This window comes from Streptomyces sp. NPDC002790, assembly GCF_040295505.1.
GTDB lineage: Bacteria > Actinomycetota > Actinomycetes > Streptomycetales > Streptomycetaceae > Streptomyces.
Map to the genome: position 1 here is coordinate 1 of NZ_JBEOVM010000106.1, position 17,872 is coordinate 17,872.

Consider the following 17,872-nt stretch of genomic DNA (forward strand, 5'->3'; position numbering starts at 1 on the left):
GTCTCGTAGCGGAGCTACTAGGGCATTTCGGCAACGCCGCGAGCGTGCGTGCCAGACCCCGCGAGGCAGACGGGACTTTCGAAACACGCCCTAGGGGGCACGCCGCTCGGGCCGAGTGGACCCCAGGCGCTGTCTCAGAATTGGGCTACCTGCCGCCCGGCGACGAGGGCTGACGCAGCAGGGCGAGGGCCGCGTCGAAGGCCGAGTCGCGGTTCTTCGTGAACTCCTCGTCGGTGAACACCGGTGCTCGCACATTCGGCGGGATGCCGATGCCGTCGTACGTCGTGCCCGAGCGGTTCAGGAACAGCTCATTCGGCAGCCACACCTCCATGCCGTTGGGGAGCGTGCGCGTGAGGGTGTCGGAGAAGACGCCCTGCGTGGGCTGCCCGACGCGCACCGTGGTGCCGGGCCGGTCGATGAGTGCCTGGGTGAACGTCTCGCCCGCACTGACCGTCGAGCCGCCGGTGAGCACGGCGATCGGGCCCGTGTAGAGCGGTACCCCGTGCGCCGGCGGCACGTCGATGGGCTGCGGGCGCGTGTACTGCGTGCGCTTGCGGTACGCGGTGTACGGCCTGTCCGTGAGGCGCTCCGCGATGTGCAGGCCGAGCGAGTCGTAGCCACCACCGTTGATCCGCAGATCGATGATCAGGCCCTTGAGGGAACGCGCCCGGCGCTCGTTCAGCACGGCGTCCAGCGCTTTGTCGAGCTCCGCTACATGGACGGCGTACGACTGCTCGTCGCCCGCGTACCCGGCGAATCCGGAGATCCGCAGATAGCCCTGCCCTCCGGGCAGGTCCGCGTAGCCGATCCGGCCGCCCGCGAACCGGTGCAGCTCGCGGCCGGCGAGGTCGCGCCGTTCCACGAACTTCTGCACCTTGGCGTCGAGTTCGGGTCCCGGCGCGACGGTGCCGGGACGGACCTGCCCGAAGTGCCGGTCGCCGTCGATGACCGCGACGTGCGCGTCGTACAGCGGCTTTACCATCTCGGTGAAGAGGGCGAAGAGTCCGTCGCGCGTGGTGTCGGCGTGTACCCGGGGCCGGTACTCGTCCCGGACGGCGTGCCAGTCGATGCCCTTGGCTGCGAAGAACGGATAGTTCTCTTCGAAGGACTGCCAGAAGACGTCGAACGCCGTCAACGGATCCTGCGGCATCGGCCGCGTGCAGGCCTCCGGCAGCCGCGCGAGCCGGTGCAGTTCGCGGTGGCCGGGCGAGCCGGACAGGCTCAGCGTCTTTGGGCGCACCGTGAGGACGGTTCCTTCGGAGTCCGTGTAGGTGCCGGGGCCGGTCCGCCGTGCGGTATCGCCCGGCACGCAGCCGACCCGGGACGTCTGGTACTGCCGCAGCCGCCCGTCCGTGATCGAGAGCACCGTGCCGTAGCCGTCCACGCGCCAGACGCCCTCTGCGCCCATGGGCCCGGCCGCCGCCGCGGGCGTCACGGCCACTGTTCCGCCCACCAGCGCGAGTGCCGCGATCGCCGTCGCCGCTCTGGAAGTCCTGTGTCGCATCGCGGATACCTCTCCCCGTTCGCATCACTGCCTGACCCCGTCGACGATCGTTGACGGGGTGGGCAGGGGGCCATCCGGTGGCCCGGATGATCGACAGGGGGGTTAACCCGAACGCCCGGACGGCGTAGGCGGGTTGCGGGCCGGCCGGGGATCTCAGTGCGGCCACGTCGCGTGTCCAAGGGGCCCCGCAAGCCCGCCCTAGGCGTAGTCCTTGAGTTTTTCGGTTTCGAGGGTGAGGGTGACGGGGGCGGGGATGCGGACCGTGGCGCCGTAGTGGTACGGGCGGCGATTCTGGTAGACGCCGTTCTCGGGGGCGCTGTGGACGACGACCGTGCCGTTGTCGCGGTCGACGAGCAGGTACACCGGGATGCCCGCGTACGCGTAGGCGCGGGGCTTCTCCTGGCGGTCGCGGCGGTCGGTGTCGCGGTCCTTGGAGGTCACTTCGACCGTCATGAGGACGCCGTCGGGGGAGGCCCACTCTGCCTTTCCGGCGAAGTAACCGCTCGGTGCCAGGGTGCCGTCCGGTTTGATGCAGCCCTTCCTGTACGTGTCAATCCGCAGGCCCTGCTCCGGATATAGGGCCAGTTCGGGGCGTTGCATCATGCACTGGCGGATCAGCCACATGGTGATCTCTCCGTGGTCGCCGTCAGGCACGGGCTTGACCTCTAGCTTTCCGTCGAGCAGTTCCAAGGTCACCGTCTCGGGCGCGACGCGGGCGAGTTCCTCGAAGTCCTCGACGTCGATGGGGCCGTGCTTCACGAGCAGCCGTCCGTCCCAGAACTCGAGTTTGTTGCGCAGGGTCTCCGGAGCCCTGCGGTTCAGTTCCTCGAAGTCCTCCATGCTCATCTGCGGGCGGTCGGCGGTGCCAGGGGTCATGGGTGTGCCTCCTCGCCTCCATCGTGCCCCGGATGTACCGGACCGGATCGTCGACGCGGTCATACGCGTGTCCTCTCGCCGCGGGGGATCATTGCCGCGCGGGCCTGGGCGGCGCGGGCGCGGACGGCTTCCGGGGTGAGTGGGGCGGCCGGCCGGTACGAGGTGCGCGTGCCCTGGCAGAGGCAGCAGATGCCGCCGGGCAGGGACTCGGGGTGGCCGGGCGCACCGCATTTCGCGCATTCCATGAGGCGCAGGACCGTGCGGGGCGCGGGTGGCGGCGGGGGCGGGAGTTTGTCTGTCAGGCGGCGGCGCAGCAGTGCCGCCGGGCTGTGCACGGGGGTCGGGAGACCGGCCGTCAGCGCGTGCAGCAGGGTCTCCTCGGTGGCATCCCGCTCCTCCGGCGCGAGCCGTGCGCACTCGGCGGCGGACAGCGCCAGCGACGGTGCCGTGCGGCCGAGGGCGGCGAGGAGGATCAGCGCGCGGCTGCGGGTGGGGGCGGGGCCCCGGGCCGGTTCGGGTTCCTCCGACGCCGCCTCCGGTACGTCGCCTCTCACGTACGCCGTCCACCACGCGTCGCTCCGCGCCGTGCGGGAGAACCAGGTGCGGGTCACCCAGCGGGCGCTTCCCGAGCCCTGCACGTGTTCGCGGCCGCGCCTCAAGTGCCCGGCCCGCTGCAGGTTGTTGAGTGCCGTACGCATGGCCGCCTGGCCGTACGGGAGGATGCCCGCCAGGGTCTTCACCGAGATGTCCGACCCGTCGGGCAACCGGTCGATGAATCCGGCGATGTGCGCCTCGCGGGGCGGGAGGGGGTGAAATCACCGGCAGAGCGGGGGAGTTCGTCGGGTGCGGAGCGTTTGCCGTAGCCCGGGTTCGCTTGCGGGTGGTGCGCAGCACTAAAGTTGGCGTCAGCCACGGGATCTCCTGTGTTGAGATCTTGTTGGTTAGGCCCCCGCAGGTGTTGCTAGCACCTGGCGGGGGCCGTTCGTATTTCGGGCACCGTAGAGCGTCGTCACCCTCCGTGGCAAGATGGTGTCAGAAAGTGTCCGGTATTGACGAGCGTGCTCGCCGCACTCGCCAACTCGCAGGGAGGGTGGGTGGGTTGAGACCCACCTCCCAATCCTTGAAAGCAGGGCTCGGGGCCCGGGGCTTGAGTGTCGGGGTGGTCGTTACGGGGTGAGGGTCAGCGCTGGTAGTGGTAGCGGCAGGCGGCGATGCGGATCTCCTCACTGACGCTGTGGACGAGACGGTGCTCGTCGGTGATGCGACGGGGCCAGTACCCCTGAAAGCCGTGCCTCAGTGGCTCCGGTTTGCCGATGCCCTCGTTCCCGTTGCGGGCGATGTCTTGGAGGAGGGTGTTGATGCGCTTGAGGACCCTGCGGTCCTGGGCCCGCCACCAGACGTAATCGGACCAGGCCTTTTCATGCCAGACGAGTTTCAATCGAGCGTCTCCCGGACGACGCCCTGACCGCTCTCCAGGTCATTGATCGCCTGGAGGACCCGTCGCGCGTTCTCCGGGCTGCGTAGCAGGTATGCCGTCTCCTTCAGGGACTCGTACTCGTCGAGTGCCACGATCACGACCGGGTCGCGACCCGCGCGAGTCACTATCACTTCCTCGCGGTCGTCGACCACAGCATTCAGCGTCTCCGCGTACTTCGTGGGTCGGGCGGAAGACGATCAGACCTTCGCCGGTTCCTGCGCGGGCGCCGGGGCCGACGGGTTCGCCTCCGCGTGGGCCTCGGGGGACTCGCCCGCGGAGACGTCCGCGTTCAGGTCGACCAGCATCTGCTTGCTGAAGCCGAAGAAGTACGTGGCGACGAAGCCGACGACGTAGCCGACCAGCAGGCCGCCGCCGTAGATCGCGGCCGTGGTGCCCCAGCCGTGGTTGCCGTCGAGCAGCGGGAAGAGTGCCCAGCCCGACGGGCCGATGGCCGTGGAGCCGACCTTGTCGCCGATCATCGAGAAGAAGCCGATGAACGCGCCGCCCGCCGCGCCGCCGACGCACGCCGTGATGAAGGGGCGGCCCAGCGGGAGCGAGACGCCGTAGATGAGGGGTTCGCCGACGCCGAGGAAGCCCGCCGGGAGCGCCGACTTGATCGTGTTGCGGATCGACTTGTTGTGCTTGAGGCGCTTGAAGACCGCGATCGCGCAGCCGACCTGGCCCGCGCCCGCCATCGCCAGGATGGGCAGCAGGACCGTGAAGCCCTGCTGCTCGATGAGGGTGGTGTGGATCGGGATCAGGGCCTGGTGCAGGCCCAGCATGACCAGGGGGAGGAAGAGGCCGCCGAGGACCAGGCCGGCGAACGCGCCGGTGTTGTCGAGGAGCCAGTTGGCGCCCGTGCCGATGCCCGTGGAGATCTCACCGGCGACGTACATCAGGCCGAAGATCGTGACCAGTCCCGAGACCAGGACCGTGATGGTGGGGGTCACGAGGACGTCGACCGCCTCCGGGACCCACTTGCGGCACCACTTCTCCACGTAGACCGCGAGGACCGCCGCGCCGAGCGCGCCGAGGACGCCGCCCTGGCCGGGGCTGAGCTTCTGTCCGAAGGCGGTGATGTCGGCGACGCCCGCGTACACGATGATCGCGGCGACCGCGCCGCCGAGAATCGGGGTGCCGCCGAACTCCTTCGCCGTGTTGTAGCCGACGAACACCGCGATCAGCGCCATGAAGCCGGAGGCGATCGCGCCGAGCGCCGGGGTGACGGCGGGCAGCCACTCCAGGTTGATCAGCAGGCCGTTGATGCCGGCGATGATGCCGCAGCCGATCAGGGCCGGGATCAGCGGCACGAAGATGTTGGCGATCTTCCGGAGGAACAGCTTGAAGGGGGTGGCGTTCTTGGCCTTCCGCTGGGCCTTCAACTCCGCGCCCTGTGCGGCCAGTTCGGCTGCGGTGAGGGGTGCGTGCGGTTCGGAGGGGGAGTCCGCTCCGGTCGGCTCGGCCGGGGTGTTCTGGCGGCCTTCCGCCACCAGCTCCTCGAATTCCGGCGTGACCCGGGCGACCTTCCCCGGGCCGAGGACGATCTGGTACGTCTCGTCGTCGACGACGCCCATGACGTCGGGCAGCGCCTTGAGCGCCTCGTCCTGGACCAGCGAACGGTCGGCGATGCCGAGCCGGAGCCGGGTCATGCAGTGGGCGACGGTGGTGACGTTCGCCGCGCCGCCGACGAGCGGCAGAATCGAGGCCGCCACGTCGCGGTTCTTGTTCTCAGCCATGGTGCGTCTTGCCTTGCTGTGCGGGGAGGGGTGGGGCGGGGGGTCGCCTCGGGAGGGGTCAGACGGTGGACGCGAGCGCGGTGCGCAGGTGTCCGTCGGACTCGGTCAGCAGGCGGGCCGCCGTCGGCCCGTCCACGTCGCCGAGCACGACGAGGATGGCGTTCTTGACCTCGCCGTCGGTCGCGGCGAGCGCGGCCTCGATGGTGGCGTCGTCGGCGCCGGTGGCGAGGGAGACGATGCGGCGGGAGCGGGCCCGCAGCTTCTCGTTCGACGCGCGTACGTCGACCATGAGGTTTCCGTACGTCTTGCCGAGCCGGATCATGGAGATCGTCGACAGCATGTTGAGCACGAGCTTCTGCGCGGTGCCCGCCTTGAGGCGGGTGGAGCCGGTGAGCAGCTCGGGGCCGACGACGACCTCGATGCCGTGGTCCGCGGCGGCGGCGAGTGCGCTGTCCGCGTTGCAGGACAGGCCGACGGTGAGTGCGCCGTAGCGGGTGCGGGCGTGTTCGACGGCGCCGATCGCGTACGGGGTGCGGCCCGAGGCGGAGATGCCGACGACGATGTCGTTCTCGGTGAGGTCGATGCCGTCCAGGTCGGCGGCGGCGAGTTCCTTGGAGTCCTCGGCGCCCTCCACGGCCTTGACCATGGCGGAGGGGCCGCCCGCGATCAGGCCGACGACCTGGCCGTTCCAGGTGTTGAAGGTGGGCGGGCACTCGGAGGCGTCGAGGACGCCCATGCGGCCCGCGGTGCCGGCGCCCGCGTAGATCAGGCGGCCGCCGCGGGCCATGCGGTCGGCGGTGCCGTCGATCGCGGCGGCGATCTGGGGGAGTTGGGCGGCGACGGCGGTGGGGACGGTGGCGTCCTCGCCGTTCATCAGCCTGGCGATCTCCTGGGTGGAGAGCTGGTCGATCTCGGCGAGTTCCGGGCGGAAGGCCTCCGTCGTGAGGGTGGCGAGCTGGGCGCGGAGGTCGGCGTAGGTGGCGTTGCCGTTGGCGTTGGCGTCGGGGGTGGCGGTCATCGGGGGCGCCTTCTGTGCGGTGGGCGGGGCGGGTTACTCGTTGCGGTGGGTCGGGGTTACGGTCGCGGGGCTCTGCCCCGGGCCCCGCGCCTCAATCGCCGGCGGGGCTTGAAAGGCCTGCTCAATCGCCGCAGGGGCTCGAAATACCAAGCCCCGCGGGGGTTTGAAAGGCCTGCTCATTCGACGCAGGGGCTTGAAATACCAAGCCCCGCGGGGGTTTGAAAGGCCTGCTCATTCGACGTAGGGGCTTGAAATACCAAGCCCCGCGGGGGTTTGAAAGGCCTGCTCATTCGACGTAGGGGCTTGGTGGCTCCAGTCCCGCCAGTGGTTGATCTTTTAAGCCTCGCCGGCGATTGAGGCGCGGGGTCCGGGGCAGAGCCTCGGGGTGGGGCGGGCATTAGTGGCGGCCTCCGCGCGGAGCGGAACGGTGGCGGTGGGCCAGGGCCTCGTAGGAGGCGGAGAGGGCAGGGGCCGCTGTTTCGTACGTGCGTTGCGCGATGCCCACGAAGAGGCAGTCCACGACCAGGAGCTGGCTGGTCCGCGAGGACATCGCCGCCGGGCGCAGTTCGCTTTCGCGGGCGATGGACGTCGTGAGTATGTGGTCCGCGTACTGGGAGACCGGGCTGCCAGGGCGCCCGGTGATCGCGATCGTGGTGGCGCCGCGCTCGAAGGCGACCCGCAGCGGCTCGATCACGTCACCCGTGGTGCCGGAGTGGGTGATCGCCACGGCCACGTCCCCGGAGCGGAGCGTCACCGCGTTGTGGACCGCCAAGTGCGGGTCGGAGTGCGCGTACGCGTGCCGGCCGATGCGCAGCAGCTTCTGCGCGAGGTCCTGGGCCACGAGTCCGGAGGCCGCCATGCCGTAGACCTCGACGCGGCCCGCGGCCGCCATGGCGGTCACGGCGGCGCCGAGCTGCGTGGTGTCGAGTGCGGCGGCGGTGTCGGCGAGGGTCTGCTGCTCGTCGTAGGCGAGCTTGGCGACGACGTCGGTCAGCGGGTCGTCCACGGCGATGTCCGCGGTGACGGCGGGGGCCCGGCCGGACTGCTGCTGGGCGGCGAGCCCGGCGAGTGCCAGGCGCAGGTCCCGGTAGCCGGGGTAGCCGAGGATGCGGGCGGTGCGGACCACCGTGGCCTCGCTGGTGGAGGTGAGCTCGGCGAGGCCGGTGACGGTCAGGGCGGCGCAGCCGGCCGGGTCCCCGGCGACCGCCTCGGCGACGCGCTGCATGGAGCGGGTCATGGACGGGGCGAGGGTGCGGACCTTGGCGGCGAGGGCGGCGGGGGCCGGCGGCGCTTCTCCGGCGAAACTTTCCTTCACGTCTTTGCTCACGTGATGAAAGATATTTTCGCGTGGCCGTGAGGTCAAGGGTCCTTCGGCCCGGGAGGCGCGGGGCTTCCGTAGGAAGGGCGCACAATTGGGGGATGGACACCATCAGCCCCTTGGAGCGGGCTCTGCATGCGGCCCGTGCGCTTGTGCTCGAGGATTTGAAGGCGGGGGACGTCGCGGATCCGGACATCGTCTCGCTCGTGGAGGAGTCGATCGTCGAGCGGCGCTGGTGGGTGGAGCAGTGGCCGGAGGGGGTGGAGTTCGTGACCGGGCTCGTCGCCCAGGACGTCCAGGACGGGATCCTGGAGCGCCACGGCCGCTGGCCGCTGTGTCCGGTGTGCGGTCCCGGCTCCGGAGCCGAGGCCCCGCACGCGTTGGACATCGAGCCGGAGCTGGGCGCGGACCCGCACTGGGTGTGCTCGGAGGCGGGCGTGTCCGTGGCGCCGGTCGGCAGCCTCGGATCGGTGGCGGGGTGACGGTCTCTTGACGGTCTACATCGACCCGCCGGACTGGCCGGGGCACGACCGCATGTGGTCGCACCTGGTCAGCGACGTCTCCTACGACGAACTCCACGCGTTCGCCGAGAAGTTGGGCGTCACGCCGCGCGCCTTCGAGCGCGACCATTACGACCTCCCGTCGCACCGGTACGTGGACGCGGTGCGCGCGGGGGCGATCGAGGTCGGCTCGAAGGAACTGGTACGCAGGCTTACGGAGGCGGGCTTGCGGAGGCCGAAGGGCCGGCCCGCGTAAATCAACCCAATCAAGCCCCGCAGGGGGCACCTCCCAGCGTTAGCTGGGGGAGTTTGAGGCGTGGGGTTCGGGGCGGAGCCCCGAGACGTCGGGCACGGCCCCCGACCCCGTCACAACCCTCGACCCCGTACGCCGGTGCAGCCGCAACGACACCACGGTCAGAGCAAGCGCCAGCACCGTCATGGCCCCGCCGGCCCACGCAGTCGCCGGATACCCGAGATCCAGGTCGATGACCGTGCCCCCGAGCCACGGCCCACCCGTATTGCCCAGGTTGAACGCGGCAGTCGTGGTAGCACCGGCCAGGGTGGGCGCGGCGCCCGCGACGTTGAACATCCGGGCGTTGAGGGCCGGCGCCGTATAGAACGCGGAGAAGCCGAGGAGGAAGGACAGCACCACCGCGGCGAGCGCGACGTGGCCGAGCACGGCGAGCGCCGCGAGGAAGACGGTGGACGCGGTGATGCCGGTCAGCAGGACCCCGAAGAGGTGCGCGTCGGCGATCCGCCCGCCCAGTGTCGTACCGGCGAGCGCCCCGAACCCGAACAGGGCGAGCACGGCCGGGACCCAGCTCTCGGGCAGGCCGGCGACGTCCGTCAGGAGCGGCGAGAGATAGCTGAACGCGCAGAACACGCCGCCCGCGGCGAGCGCTGTGACGGCGATGGACAGCCACACCTGGCGGTCGGCGTAGATGCTCAACTCCCGCTTGAGACGCGGGCGTTCGGCGGGCAGCGGGATCTTCGGCACGAGGGTCACGATGCCGACGAGGGCGATCACGGAGGCCACGCCCACCGCCCAGAACGCGGCGCGCCAGCCGAGCCCGTCGCCGAGGAACGCGCCAGCCGGGACGCCGAGCACGTTCGCGATCGACAGGCCGCCGATCATGACGGCCATGGCGCGGGCCCGCTGGTTCACCGGCACCATCGCGATGGCGACCGCCGCGCCGACCGCCCAGAAACCGGCGCAGGCGAGGGCCGAGACGACGCGGGAGGCGAACAGGATTCCGTAGGTCGGGGCGAGCGCGCCCGCGACCTGGCCCAGGCCGAACACCGTGATGAGCGAGATCAGGGTGGTCCGGCGCGGCAGGCGCAGCGTCGCCACGGCGAGCAGCGGGGCGCCGACCACCATGCCGATCGCGAAGGCCGAGATCAGCAGTCCGGCCTGCGGGATCGTGACGTCCATGTCGTCGGCGACCGCGGGCAGGATGCCGGAGAGCATGAACTCGCTGGTGCCCAGGGCGAAGACGCTGAGGCCGAGGATGTAGACGGCCAGGGGCATACGGCTGTTCGAGCGGTGGGTGGGTGCTGGCGAGTCCGGTGAGTCCGGAGGGCTGGGCTTTGGGGACATGTAAGGAGCCAACCGGGGCGTGACGGGTGGCATTCCCGGGCGGTCAGAGCGTCAGCAGGTCCAGCTCGGCCGTCAGGTTCTCGCGGGCGGCGGACTCCCAGTGGGACCTGCCGTGCGGGGTCCGGAACAGCAGTGGCAGGTCGAGGAGTTGGCGCAGGACACCGGCCCGGCCGTCCCGGAACGCCTCGTCCGGCACGAAGGCGTACTCCTCGCGGACGGCCTTCGTGTACGCGGCGTACGCGGGCGTGGGCGCGGCCAGGATCGCCAGGTCGGCATCGCACAGTGCCTCGCCGTTGGCGTCGCCGTCGGCCGGGTCGTGGGTGACGGTGAGCCGGACGAGCCGGGCGACCTCGGCGACCTGCGCGTCCGACAACCCGGCCTCCGCCAGGGCGCGTTCCGCCAGGACGGCGGACCGCTCCTCGTTCTCCGAGCGGTCCGGCCGGTACACCGCGTCGTGGAACCAGGCCGCGAGCCGCACGAGCCCGGCGTCGTCCGCGTGCTCCTCCAGCACGTCGATGTGGTCGAGGACGGCGGTGAGGTGCGCGACCGTGTGATACCTGCGCTGCGGCTCGGACCACCGAGCCAGGAGATTGTCGGCATACGGATACGGGTCGGCCCCCGCGCCCGCCGTCGCCGCACGCAGGGTACGGGCCCAGCGCTCGCGCAGGTCCGGGGTGGCCGTGTGGTCTTCGTGCGTCATGCGACCGACCCTAGCCCCGCCAATAGGAGCCCCTGCGGCGATTGAGCAGCGGGGTCCGGGACGGAGCCCCGATCTTTTCAGCCCCGCACTTTGGACGAGAGCCCGCGGGGTCCGGGGCAGAGCCCCGCGACCGGGCCCCGGCGCGGCCGGAGGAAAACCGTTCGCCCCCGGCGGCAGCCGTCCCGTACAATCGCCCGTCTTCCCCGCCTCCCCCGCCGACACCCGTCGGCAGGCCGGAGCGCGCCACCGACCGGACGGCAACCGGCCGGGACCCTTACGTACGCGTACCTGGATTCCGGAGGCAGAACCCCGTGAGCACGTCACCGTCGTCGTCCGCGCCCGCGCCCGCGCCCGCTCCCGCGCCCTCGCCGCTCGACCATGAGCGCGGGCACCTGGTCTCGTCCCGCGCCGCCCTGCGCGCGATGCGCGAGGACGCGCAGGCGCTCGACATCCGCGACGTCACCGCGAACTGGGTGAACGCCGAGGTCCTCCAGCACCAGATCGACGAGCGGATCAAGGCGCTCGCGGACCTCAGCCACACCCCGCTCTTCTTCGGCCGGCTCGACTACCTCCACGCTCCCGGCGCCGAGCAGGCCGAAGGGGCCGAGGGCGAGAAGTTCTACATCGGCCGCCGGCACGTGCACGACGCCGACGGCGACCCCATGGTCATCGACTGGCGCGCGCCCGTCTCGCAGCCCTTCTACCGGGCCTCCAAGAAGGACCCGATGGACGTCGCGCTGCGCCGCCGCTTCGGTTACACGGGCGGGGCCCTCACGGCGTACGAGGACGAGCACCTCACCGACCCGGCCGAGGTCGAGCGGACCAGCAAGCTGCTCCAGCAGGAGATCGAGCGGCCGCGCGTCGGCCCGATGCGCGACATCGTCGCGACGATCCAGCCGGAGCAGGACGAGATCGTGCGCGCCGGCCTCGCGGGGTCCGTCTGCGTACAGGGCGGGCCCGGCACCGGAAAGACCGCCGTCGGCCTGCACCGCGTCGCGTATCTCCTCTACGCGCACCGGGAGCGGCTCGCGCGGACGGGGACGCTGGTCATCGGGCCGAACGCGTCCTTCCTGCACTACATCGAGCAAGTGCTGCCCGCGCTCGGCGAGTTGGAGGTCAAGCAGGCGACCGTGGACGACCTCGTGGCGCGGGTGGAGGTGCGGGGCTCCGATGGTCCCGCCGCCGCGATGGTCAAGGGCGACGACCGGATGGCGGAGGTGCTGCGGCGGGCGTTGCGTTCGCACATCAGCCTGCCGACCGAAGGTGTCGTGGTCGTCCGCGGCTCGCGGCGCTGGCGCGTCGCCTCGTACGAACTGGAGGAGATGGTAAGCGAGTTGATGGCGCGCGACATGCGGTACGGGGCCGCGCGCGAGGCGCTGCCGCAGCGGGTCGCGCACGCCGTGCTCGTCCAGATGGAGCGGGCGGGCGAGGCGCCCGACGACCGGGTGCAGAACGCGGTGGCGCGGAGTGCCGACGTGAAGGCGCTGGTGAAGAAGGTCTGGCCGGCGGTCGACCCCGCGAAGCTGGTGCTGCGCCTGCTCTCGGACGCGGACTTCCTGGCCGAGCACGCGGACGGGCTGCTCGACGCGCACGAGCAGAAGACCGTGCTGTGGGAGAAGCCGGCGCGGAGCGTGAAGAGTGCCAAGTGGTCGGCCGCGGACGCGGTGTTGATCGACGAGGCGACGGATCTGATCGAGCGGACGCACTCGCTGGGCCATGTCGTCCTCGACGAAGCGCAGGACCTCTCGCCCATGCAGTACAGGGCGGTTGGGCGGCGCGCGACGACCGGCTCGGTGACGGTGCTCGGGGATCTCGCGCAGGGTACGACGCCGTGGGCGACGCGGAGCTGGGACGCCGCGCTCGGCCATCTCGGCAAGTCGGACGCGGTGGTGGAGGAGCTGACGGCGGGCTTCCGCGTCCCGACGGATGTCATCGCGTACGCGTCGCGGCTGCTGCCTCAGATCGCGCCGGGGCTCGCGCCGGTGGCGTCGGTCCGGGAGAGCCCGGGGGCGTTCGAGGTGCGGCCGGTGGGTGGGGTCGGGGACGTGGTGGCGGCGTGCGTCGAGGCGCTGCGGTACGAGGGGTCGGTGGGGCTGATCGCGGCGGATGCGCGGTGTGGGGTGCTGGCGGCGGCCTTGGCAGAGGCGGGGCTCGGGTATCTCGCTCCTGGCGAGGAGACGACGGCGCAGGCGCGGTTGACGCTGGTGCCGGCGTCCCTCGCCAAGGGGTTGGAGTACGACTACGTGGTCCTGGACGAGCCGGCGGCGGTGGTTGACGGTGAACCGGATGAGCGGACGGGGTTGCGGCGCCTGTACGTGTCGCTCACGCGTGCGGTGTCGGGCCTGGTGGTCACCCACTCGGCACCGCTGCCTCCGGCGCTGACCTAGGAGTGGCTGGGGCCGAAAGGCCGGGGCTCTGCCCCGGACCCCGCTGCTCAATCGCCGCAGGGGCTTGAAATACCAAGCCCTGCGGGGGCTTAAAGGTTTGCTCAATCGCCGGCGGGGCTTGATCTACCAAGCCCCGCCGGCGATTGAGGCGCGGGGTGCGGGGCAGAGCCCCGGCCTTTTGGGCCGGTGGGGCCGCTACGAGTCCAGGGCCTGGCGCCACACCCGGACCGCGGCCGCCGACACCGGGGCCGACCAACCCGCGGGGCGACTCGCTCCGCCGATGTGGAAGGCCGAGACACCCGCCGCCCGCAGGGCCGGCAGGTGGTCGAGGCGGAGGCCCCCGCCCACCAGCATCTGCTGCGCGTAACCCGGCTCACCGGAAACCGTGCGGGACGCCTCGGTGAGGAGGACGTCGAGACCCGCGTCCACCCCGTCCGCCGACCCGGCCGTGAGGTACGTGTCGAGCCCCGGCAGATCGCCGAGCTGCTTACGGAGCGCGTCGCGATCGGCGGCCCGGTCGATCGCCCGGTGGAACGTCCAGCGGCAGCCGTCGAGTTCGGCCACGACCGACTCCACCGCGGCCAGGTCGGGCCCGCCCTGCTCGTCGAGGAACCCGAGCACGAACTCGTCCGCCCCCGCCGCCCGCAGCGCCTTCGCGGCACGTACGAGAGCGGAGACGTCCCCCGCCGTGAACCCGTCGGTCAGCCGCAGCATCACGCGGAGCCGGATGTCCACGGCGGCGCGAATCGCCGTGAACGTCTCCACGGACGGCGTGAGCCCGTCCGCGGCCATGTCCGCGACCAGCTCGAGCCGGTCCGCACCTCCGGCCTGAGCGGCGACCGCGTCCTCGGCGTCGAGGGCGATCACCTCCAGGACTGCACGCTCGCTCATGAGGCTCCTGACAGGTCTAGTCCATTGATCCGCGGCGCTCACTTTACGCCGCGGGCACGACGAGCGCGAGCACTCCCCGCAGCGTGCCCGTCACGCGTCCGTCACGCGCCCGTCACCCTTGCGTGTAGTACCCCCAGGGGGTATAACTGGATCACGTGATGAGGTACCCATAGGGGGTACTCGGAGCGTACTCGGCCACACCCCGCGAACGAGGAGGCACCATGTCGGCGCACACCGTCGTCCCGCCCGACCAGGTGGAACTCGCGATCGGCGGCATGACCTGCGCGTCGTGCGCCGCCCGTGTCGAGAAGAAGCTGAACCGCATGGACGGCGTCGAGGCGACCGTCAACTACGCGACCGAGAAGGCCAAGGTCAGCTACGCGGACGGGGTGGAGGTCGCGGACCTCATCGCCACCGTCGAGGCCACCGGGTACTCGGCGCAGCAGCCCGCGCCCCCGGCCGCCGCCTCCGAACCCGATGCCGAGGGAAGCGAGGGCGCGGCAGGCGAGTCGGAGAGCCACGAGCTTCGTACGCTGCGGGAGCGGCTGATCACCGCCGTCGTGCTCGCCGTGCCCGTCGTCGCGATGTCGATGATCCCGGCCCTCCAGTTCGAGTACTGGCAGTGGCTGTCCCTGACGCTCGCCGCGCCCGTCGTCGTCTACGCGGCCTGGCCCTTCCACCGGGCCGCCTTCACCAACGCGCGGCATGGTGCGGCCACGATGGACACCCTGGTCTCGGTCGGGGTCTCCGCCGCGTTCCTGTGGTCGCTGTGGGCGCTGTTCTTCGGCACGGCCGGCATGCCCGGCATGACGCACCCCTTCGAACTGACCATCGCCCGCACCGACGGCGCGGGGAACATCTACCTGGAGGCCGCCGCCGGCGTCACCGCGTTCATCCTCGCGGGCCGCTACTTCGAGGCGCGCTCCAAGCGTAAGGCGGGCGCCGCGCTCAGGGCGCTGCTGCACCTGGGTGCCAAGGACGTGACCGTCGTACGCGGTGGTGGGCGCGAGGAGACCGTCCCCGTAAGCGAGTTGAAGGTCGGGGACCGGTTCGTGGTGCGGCCGGGCGAGAAGATCGCCACCGATGGTGCCGTGGTCGAGGGTTCCTCAGCCGTGGACGCCTCCATGCTCACCGGCGAGTCGGTACCGGTCGAGGTCGCGGTCGGGGACGCGGTCACGGGTGCCACCCTGAACGTGGGCGGGCGGCTCGTCGTCGAGGCCACCCGCGTCGGCGCCGACACCCAGCTCGCCCGGATGGCGAGGCTCGTCGAGGACGCGCAGAACGGCAAGGCCGCCGCCCAGCGCCTCGCCGACAAGATCTCCGCGGTGTTCGTGCCGGTCGTCATCGCGCTCTCCCTCGCCACGCTCGCCGGCTGGCTGCTCAGCGGGGCGGGCCTGACGGCCGCCTTCACGGCGGCGGTCGCGGTCCTGATCATCGCCTGCCCGTGCGCCCTCGGGCTCGCGACGCCCACCGCCCTCATGGTCGGCACCGGCCGCGGCGCCCAGCTCGGCGTACTGATCAAGGGCCCGGAGGTCCTGGAGACCACCCGCAAGGTCGACACGATCGTCCTCGACAAGACCGGAACCGTAACCACCGGACGTATGACGCTGCTCGGCGCGCACACCGCCGAGGGCGTCGAGCGGGACGAGGCACTGCGCCTCGCCGGGGCGCTGGAGCACGCCTCCGAGCACCCGATCGCGCAGGCCGTGGCCGCGGGGGCGGCGGCCGAGGTCGGGGAGCTGCCGACGCCCGAGGACTTCGTGAACGTCGCCGGGCTCGGCGTCCAGGGTGTCGTGGACGGACACGCGGTGATGGTGGGGCGCGAGCAGTTGCTGGGGGAGTGGGAGATCCGCCTGCCCGAGTCGCTCGCGAAGGTGAAGGCCGAGGCAGAGGAGGCCGGGCGTACGGCGATCGCCGTGGCCTGGGACGGCGAGGCGCGCGCGGTCCTCGAAGTCGCCGACGCCGTGAAGGAGACCAGCGCGGAGGCCGTCCGCCGCTTGGGGAAGCTCGGGCTGCGGCCGGTGCTGCTGACCGGGGACAACGAGGCGGTGGCCCGTTCCGTGGCGGCGGAGGTCGGGATCACGGATCCCGCCGACGTCATCGCGGAGGTGCTGCCGCAGGACAAGGTCGACGTCGTCAAGCGCCTTCAGGGCGAGGGGCGTTCGGTGGCCATGGTCGGCGACGGCGTCAACGACGCGGCGGCGCTCGCGCAGGCGGACCTGGGGCTTGCGATGGGCACGGGGACGGATGCGGCGATCGAGGCGGGGGACCTCACGCTCGTGCGGGGTGACCTGCGGGCGGCGGTCGACGCGATTCGGCTGGCGCGGCGGACGTTGGGGACGATCAAGGTGAATCTGTTCTGGGCGTTTGCGTACAACGTCGCGGCGGTTCCGCTGGCCGCGGCGGGGTTGCTGAGTCCGATGATTGCGGGGGCGGCGATGGCCTTTTCGTCGGTGTTCGTGGTGGGGAACAGTCTGCGGTTGCGGGGGTTTCGGGGGAGTTTCTAGGCTGCTCAAGCGCCGCAGGGGCTTAAAAGACCTGGTGGTTGAAATAGGGTTACTTGTCGTGATTGCCCGTGTGCGTGTTGTTGGTCCGTTTCTTCTGCTCGGTGGCTCCGTAATCGGCCTCCTCGTTCTCTGTGCCGTCCAGTCCGCCCCCATGGCGGACGTGGTCGTCTACCGGGCCGAGGGGGCCGCCGTGCTCGCGGGCGGGGGCGATCTTTACGGGTTCGTCGTGACGGAGTGGGGGTTGCCGGCCACCTATCCGCCGTTCGCGGCGTTGCTGTTCGCGCCGATGGCGTGGGTGTCGTTGCCGGTGCTCAAGGCCGGGTTTCTGCTCGGCAACGTCGCGCTGGTCGTGGTTCTGGTCCGGCTGTCCTGCCGGCTCGCGGGGCTGTGGATGTCGCGGGCGGCGGTGTGCGCGGTCGCCGCGCTCGCGCTGTGGCTCGAACCGGTCTTCCAGACAGTGCTGTTCGGGCAGATCAACCTCGCCCTCGCCTGCCTCATCCTGTGGGATCTGACCCGGCCGCCCGGCGCGCCCGGCAAGGGCCTCGCGCTCGGCATCGCCACCGGCATCAAGCTCACGCCCGCCGTCTTCATCGTGTACCTGTTCCTGGCGGGGCGGCGGCGGGAGGCGGCGTACGCGGTGGCCGGGTTCGGCGGCACCCTCGCGGTGGGCGCGCTCGTACTCCCGTACGCCAGTGGGGAGTTCTGGACGCGGCGGCTCTACGAGACGGGGCGGGTCGGCAAGGCGTGGATCGTCGACAACCAGTCCTTGCAGGGGCTGGTCGCGCGGGTGTTGCACACCGCCGAGCCGGGGTTGTGGTGGGCGGTGCCGGCCGGGGTCGTCGTGGTGGTGGGCCTGTACGTGGCGCGGCGCGTACAGGGGCCCCGCGGGGTGGTGCTCGCGGCGTTCACCGCGCTGCTCGTCTCGCCCATCAGCTGGTCGCACCACTGGGTGTGGTGTGTGCCGTTGATCGCGGTGGTGTGGGCGGAGGGCCGGTGCGGTACGGGGTGGGCGCTGGCGGCCCTCTTCACCGCCCGCACCATGTGGCTGCTGCCGCACGAGGGTGACCTGGACCTCCACCTCGCCTGGTGGCAACAGCCCCTGGCCTCCCCGTACGCCCTGCTGGGCGTGGCACTCCTCGCCTGCACCGTGGCCGGAACCCATCGCCCCACCCCGCCCCTTCCCGAAAGTCCTGCCGGACGGGCCTGCTCAGTCGCGGCAGGGGCTTGATAATCAAGTCCTGCGGGACGGGCCTGCTCAGTCGCGGCAGGGGCTTGATAATCAAGTCCTGCGGGACGGGCCTGCTCAGTCGCGGCAGGGGCTTGATAATCAAGTCCTGCGGGACGGGCCTGCTCAGTCGCGG

General features: G+C 71.3%; 14 protein-coding genes and 2 pseudogenes. 5 read left to right on the forward strand and 11 right to left on the reverse strand.

Features of this window, described 5'->3' with window-relative positions:
• Nucleotides 1-145 precede the first annotated feature (145 nt).
• The 8 genes and pseudogenes from ABT004_RS30050 to ABT004_RS30085 all read right to left on the reverse strand — a co-directional run bounded on the left by ABT004_RS30050 (nt 146) and on the right by ABT004_RS30085 (nt 7,938).
• Entirely contained in the window at nt 146-1,504 is a 1,359-nt protein-coding gene (locus ABT004_RS30050) for a S41 family peptidase (protein WP_451193686.1), read from the reverse strand.
• Between the two features lie 198 nt (nt 1,505-1,702).
• On the reverse strand, nt 1,703-2,380 hold the full coding sequence (locus ABT004_RS30055) for a Uma2 family endonuclease (RefSeq protein ID WP_351342935.1): 678 nt from the start codon (nt 2,378-2,380) through the stop codon (nt 1,703-1,705).
• A 59-nt stretch (nt 2,381-2,439) separates the two neighbouring features.
• Nucleotides 2,440-3,293 (reverse strand): annotated as a pseudogene (locus ABT004_RS30060) (hypothetical protein).
• 267 nt (nt 3,294-3,560) lie between these two features.
• Entirely contained in the window at nt 3,561-3,818 is a 258-nt protein-coding gene (locus ABT004_RS30065) for a Txe/YoeB family addiction module toxin (RefSeq protein ID WP_351342937.1), read from the reverse strand.
• Nucleotides 3,815-4,033: pseudogene (locus ABT004_RS30070) on the reverse strand (type II toxin-antitoxin system Phd/YefM family antitoxin); the annotation flags it as partial. The gene ABT004_RS30065 and the pseudogene ABT004_RS30070, both read right to left, overlap by 4 nt.
• Nucleotides 4,034-4,054: 21 nt before the next feature.
• Nucleotides 4,055-5,593 (reverse strand): PTS transporter subunit EIIC, encoded by a 1,539-nt coding sequence (locus ABT004_RS30075; protein ID WP_351342939.1) that lies wholly within the window; start codon nt 5,591-5,593, stop codon nt 4,055-4,057.
• A gap of 58 nt (nt 5,594-5,651) precedes the next feature.
• The gene (murQ, locus tag ABT004_RS30080; RefSeq protein WP_351342941.1) at nt 5,652-6,611 is read right to left on the reverse strand and encodes an N-acetylmuramic acid 6-phosphate etherase; all 960 of its coding nucleotides are present in this window, start codon (nt 6,609-6,611) and stop codon (nt 5,652-5,654) included.
• A 397-nt stretch (nt 6,612-7,008) separates the two neighbouring features.
• Entirely contained in the window at nt 7,009-7,938 is a 930-nt protein-coding gene (locus tag ABT004_RS30085; protein ID WP_351342943.1) for a MurR/RpiR family transcriptional regulator, read from the reverse strand.
• A gap of 92 nt (nt 7,939-8,030) precedes the next feature.
• Between ABT004_RS30085 and ABT004_RS30090 the strand changes: the two genes are divergently transcribed.
• Both ABT004_RS30090 and ABT004_RS30095 read left to right on the forward strand, forming a co-directional pair.
• Complete coding sequence (locus ABT004_RS30090) at nt 8,031-8,411, forward strand: DUF8819 family protein (protein ID WP_351342945.1); 381 nt, start codon at nt 8,031-8,033, stop codon at nt 8,409-8,411.
• A 7-nt stretch (nt 8,412-8,418) separates the two neighbouring features.
• On the forward strand, nt 8,419-8,685 hold the full coding sequence (locus ABT004_RS30095; protein WP_351342947.1) for a DUF4031 domain-containing protein: 267 nt from the start codon (nt 8,419-8,421) through the stop codon (nt 8,683-8,685).
• Between the two features lie 39 nt (nt 8,686-8,724).
• Here the strand turns inward: ABT004_RS30095 and ABT004_RS30100 are convergent, their stop codons facing one another.
• Both ABT004_RS30100 and ABT004_RS30105 read right to left on the reverse strand, forming a co-directional pair.
• Complete coding sequence (locus tag ABT004_RS30100; protein WP_351342949.1) at nt 8,725-9,957, reverse strand: Cmx/CmrA family chloramphenicol efflux MFS transporter; 1,233 nt, start codon at nt 9,955-9,957, stop codon at nt 8,725-8,727.
• Between the two features lie 112 nt (nt 9,958-10,069).
• Nucleotides 10,070-10,726: an HD domain-containing protein gene (locus tag ABT004_RS30105; protein WP_351342951.1), complete on the reverse strand. Its 657-nt coding sequence runs from the start codon at nt 10,724-10,726 to the stop codon at nt 10,070-10,072.
• Between the two features lie 311 nt (nt 10,727-11,037).
• On the opposite strand from ABT004_RS30105, the gene ABT004_RS30110 reads away from it, so the two are divergent.
• A complete protein-coding gene (locus tag ABT004_RS30110; protein WP_502966973.1) occupies nt 11,038-13,113 on the forward strand; it encodes a HelD family protein in 2,076 nt (691 codons plus the stop codon).
• A 195-nt stretch (nt 13,114-13,308) separates the two neighbouring features.
• On the opposite strand, the gene ABT004_RS30115 is transcribed toward ABT004_RS30110, so the two are convergent.
• Entirely contained in the window at nt 13,309-14,004 is a 696-nt protein-coding gene (locus ABT004_RS30115) for a copper homeostasis protein CutC (RefSeq protein ID WP_351342953.1), read from the reverse strand.
• A gap of 221 nt (nt 14,005-14,225) precedes the next feature.
• Here ABT004_RS30115 and ABT004_RS30120 point away from each other — a divergent pair, with 221 nt between their 5' ends.
• Together ABT004_RS30120 and ABT004_RS30125 are read left to right on the forward strand one after the other, a co-directional pair.
• On the forward strand, nt 14,226-16,511 hold the full coding sequence (locus ABT004_RS30120) for a heavy metal translocating P-type ATPase (RefSeq protein WP_351342954.1): 2,286 nt from the start codon (nt 14,226-14,228) through the stop codon (nt 16,509-16,511).
• Between the two features lie 151 nt (nt 16,512-16,662).
• Nucleotides 16,663-17,739, forward strand: coding sequence for a glycosyltransferase 87 family protein (locus ABT004_RS30125; RefSeq protein ID WP_351342956.1), 1,077 nt, complete (start codon nt 16,663-16,665; stop codon nt 17,737-17,739).
• Nucleotides 17,740-17,872: the final 133 nt, after the last annotated feature.

What these genes read in the sequence shown, in the direction of transcription:
- ABT004_RS30105 (WP_351342951.1), bottom strand. Translation starts at nt 10,726, where the DNA reads ATGACGCACGAAGACCACACGGCCACCCCGGACCTGCGCGAGCGCTGG.
- ABT004_RS30050 (WP_451193686.1), bottom strand. Translation starts at nt 1,504, where the DNA reads ATGCGACACAGGACTTCCAGAGCGGCGACGGCGATCGCGGCACTCGCG.
- ABT004_RS30100 (WP_351342949.1), bottom strand. Translation starts at nt 9,957, where the DNA reads ATGCCCCTGGCCGTCTACATCCTCGGCCTCAGCGTCTTCGCCCTGGGC.
- ABT004_RS30075 (WP_351342939.1), bottom strand. Translation starts at nt 5,593, where the DNA reads ATGGCTGAGAACAAGAACCGCGACGTGGCGGCCTCGATTCTGCCGCTC.
- ABT004_RS30115 (WP_351342953.1), bottom strand. Translation starts at nt 14,004, where the DNA reads ATGAGCGAGCGTGCAGTCCTGGAGGTGATCGCCCTCGACGCCGAGGAC.
- ABT004_RS30120 (WP_351342954.1), top strand. Translation starts at nt 14,226, where the DNA reads ATGTCGGCGCACACCGTCGTCCCGCCCGACCAGGTGGAACTCGCGATC.
- ABT004_RS30090 (WP_351342945.1), top strand. Translation starts at nt 8,031, where the DNA reads ATGGACACCATCAGCCCCTTGGAGCGGGCTCTGCATGCGGCCCGTGCG.
- ABT004_RS30055 (WP_351342935.1), bottom strand. Translation starts at nt 2,380, where the DNA reads ATGACCCCTGGCACCGCCGACCGCCCGCAGATGAGCATGGAGGACTTC.
- murQ (WP_351342941.1), bottom strand. Translation starts at nt 6,611, where the DNA reads ATGACCGCCACCCCCGACGCCAACGCCAACGGCAACGCCACCTACGCC.
- ABT004_RS30125 (WP_351342956.1), top strand. Translation starts at nt 16,663, where the DNA reads ATGGCGGACGTGGTCGTCTACCGGGCCGAGGGGGCCGCCGTGCTCGCG.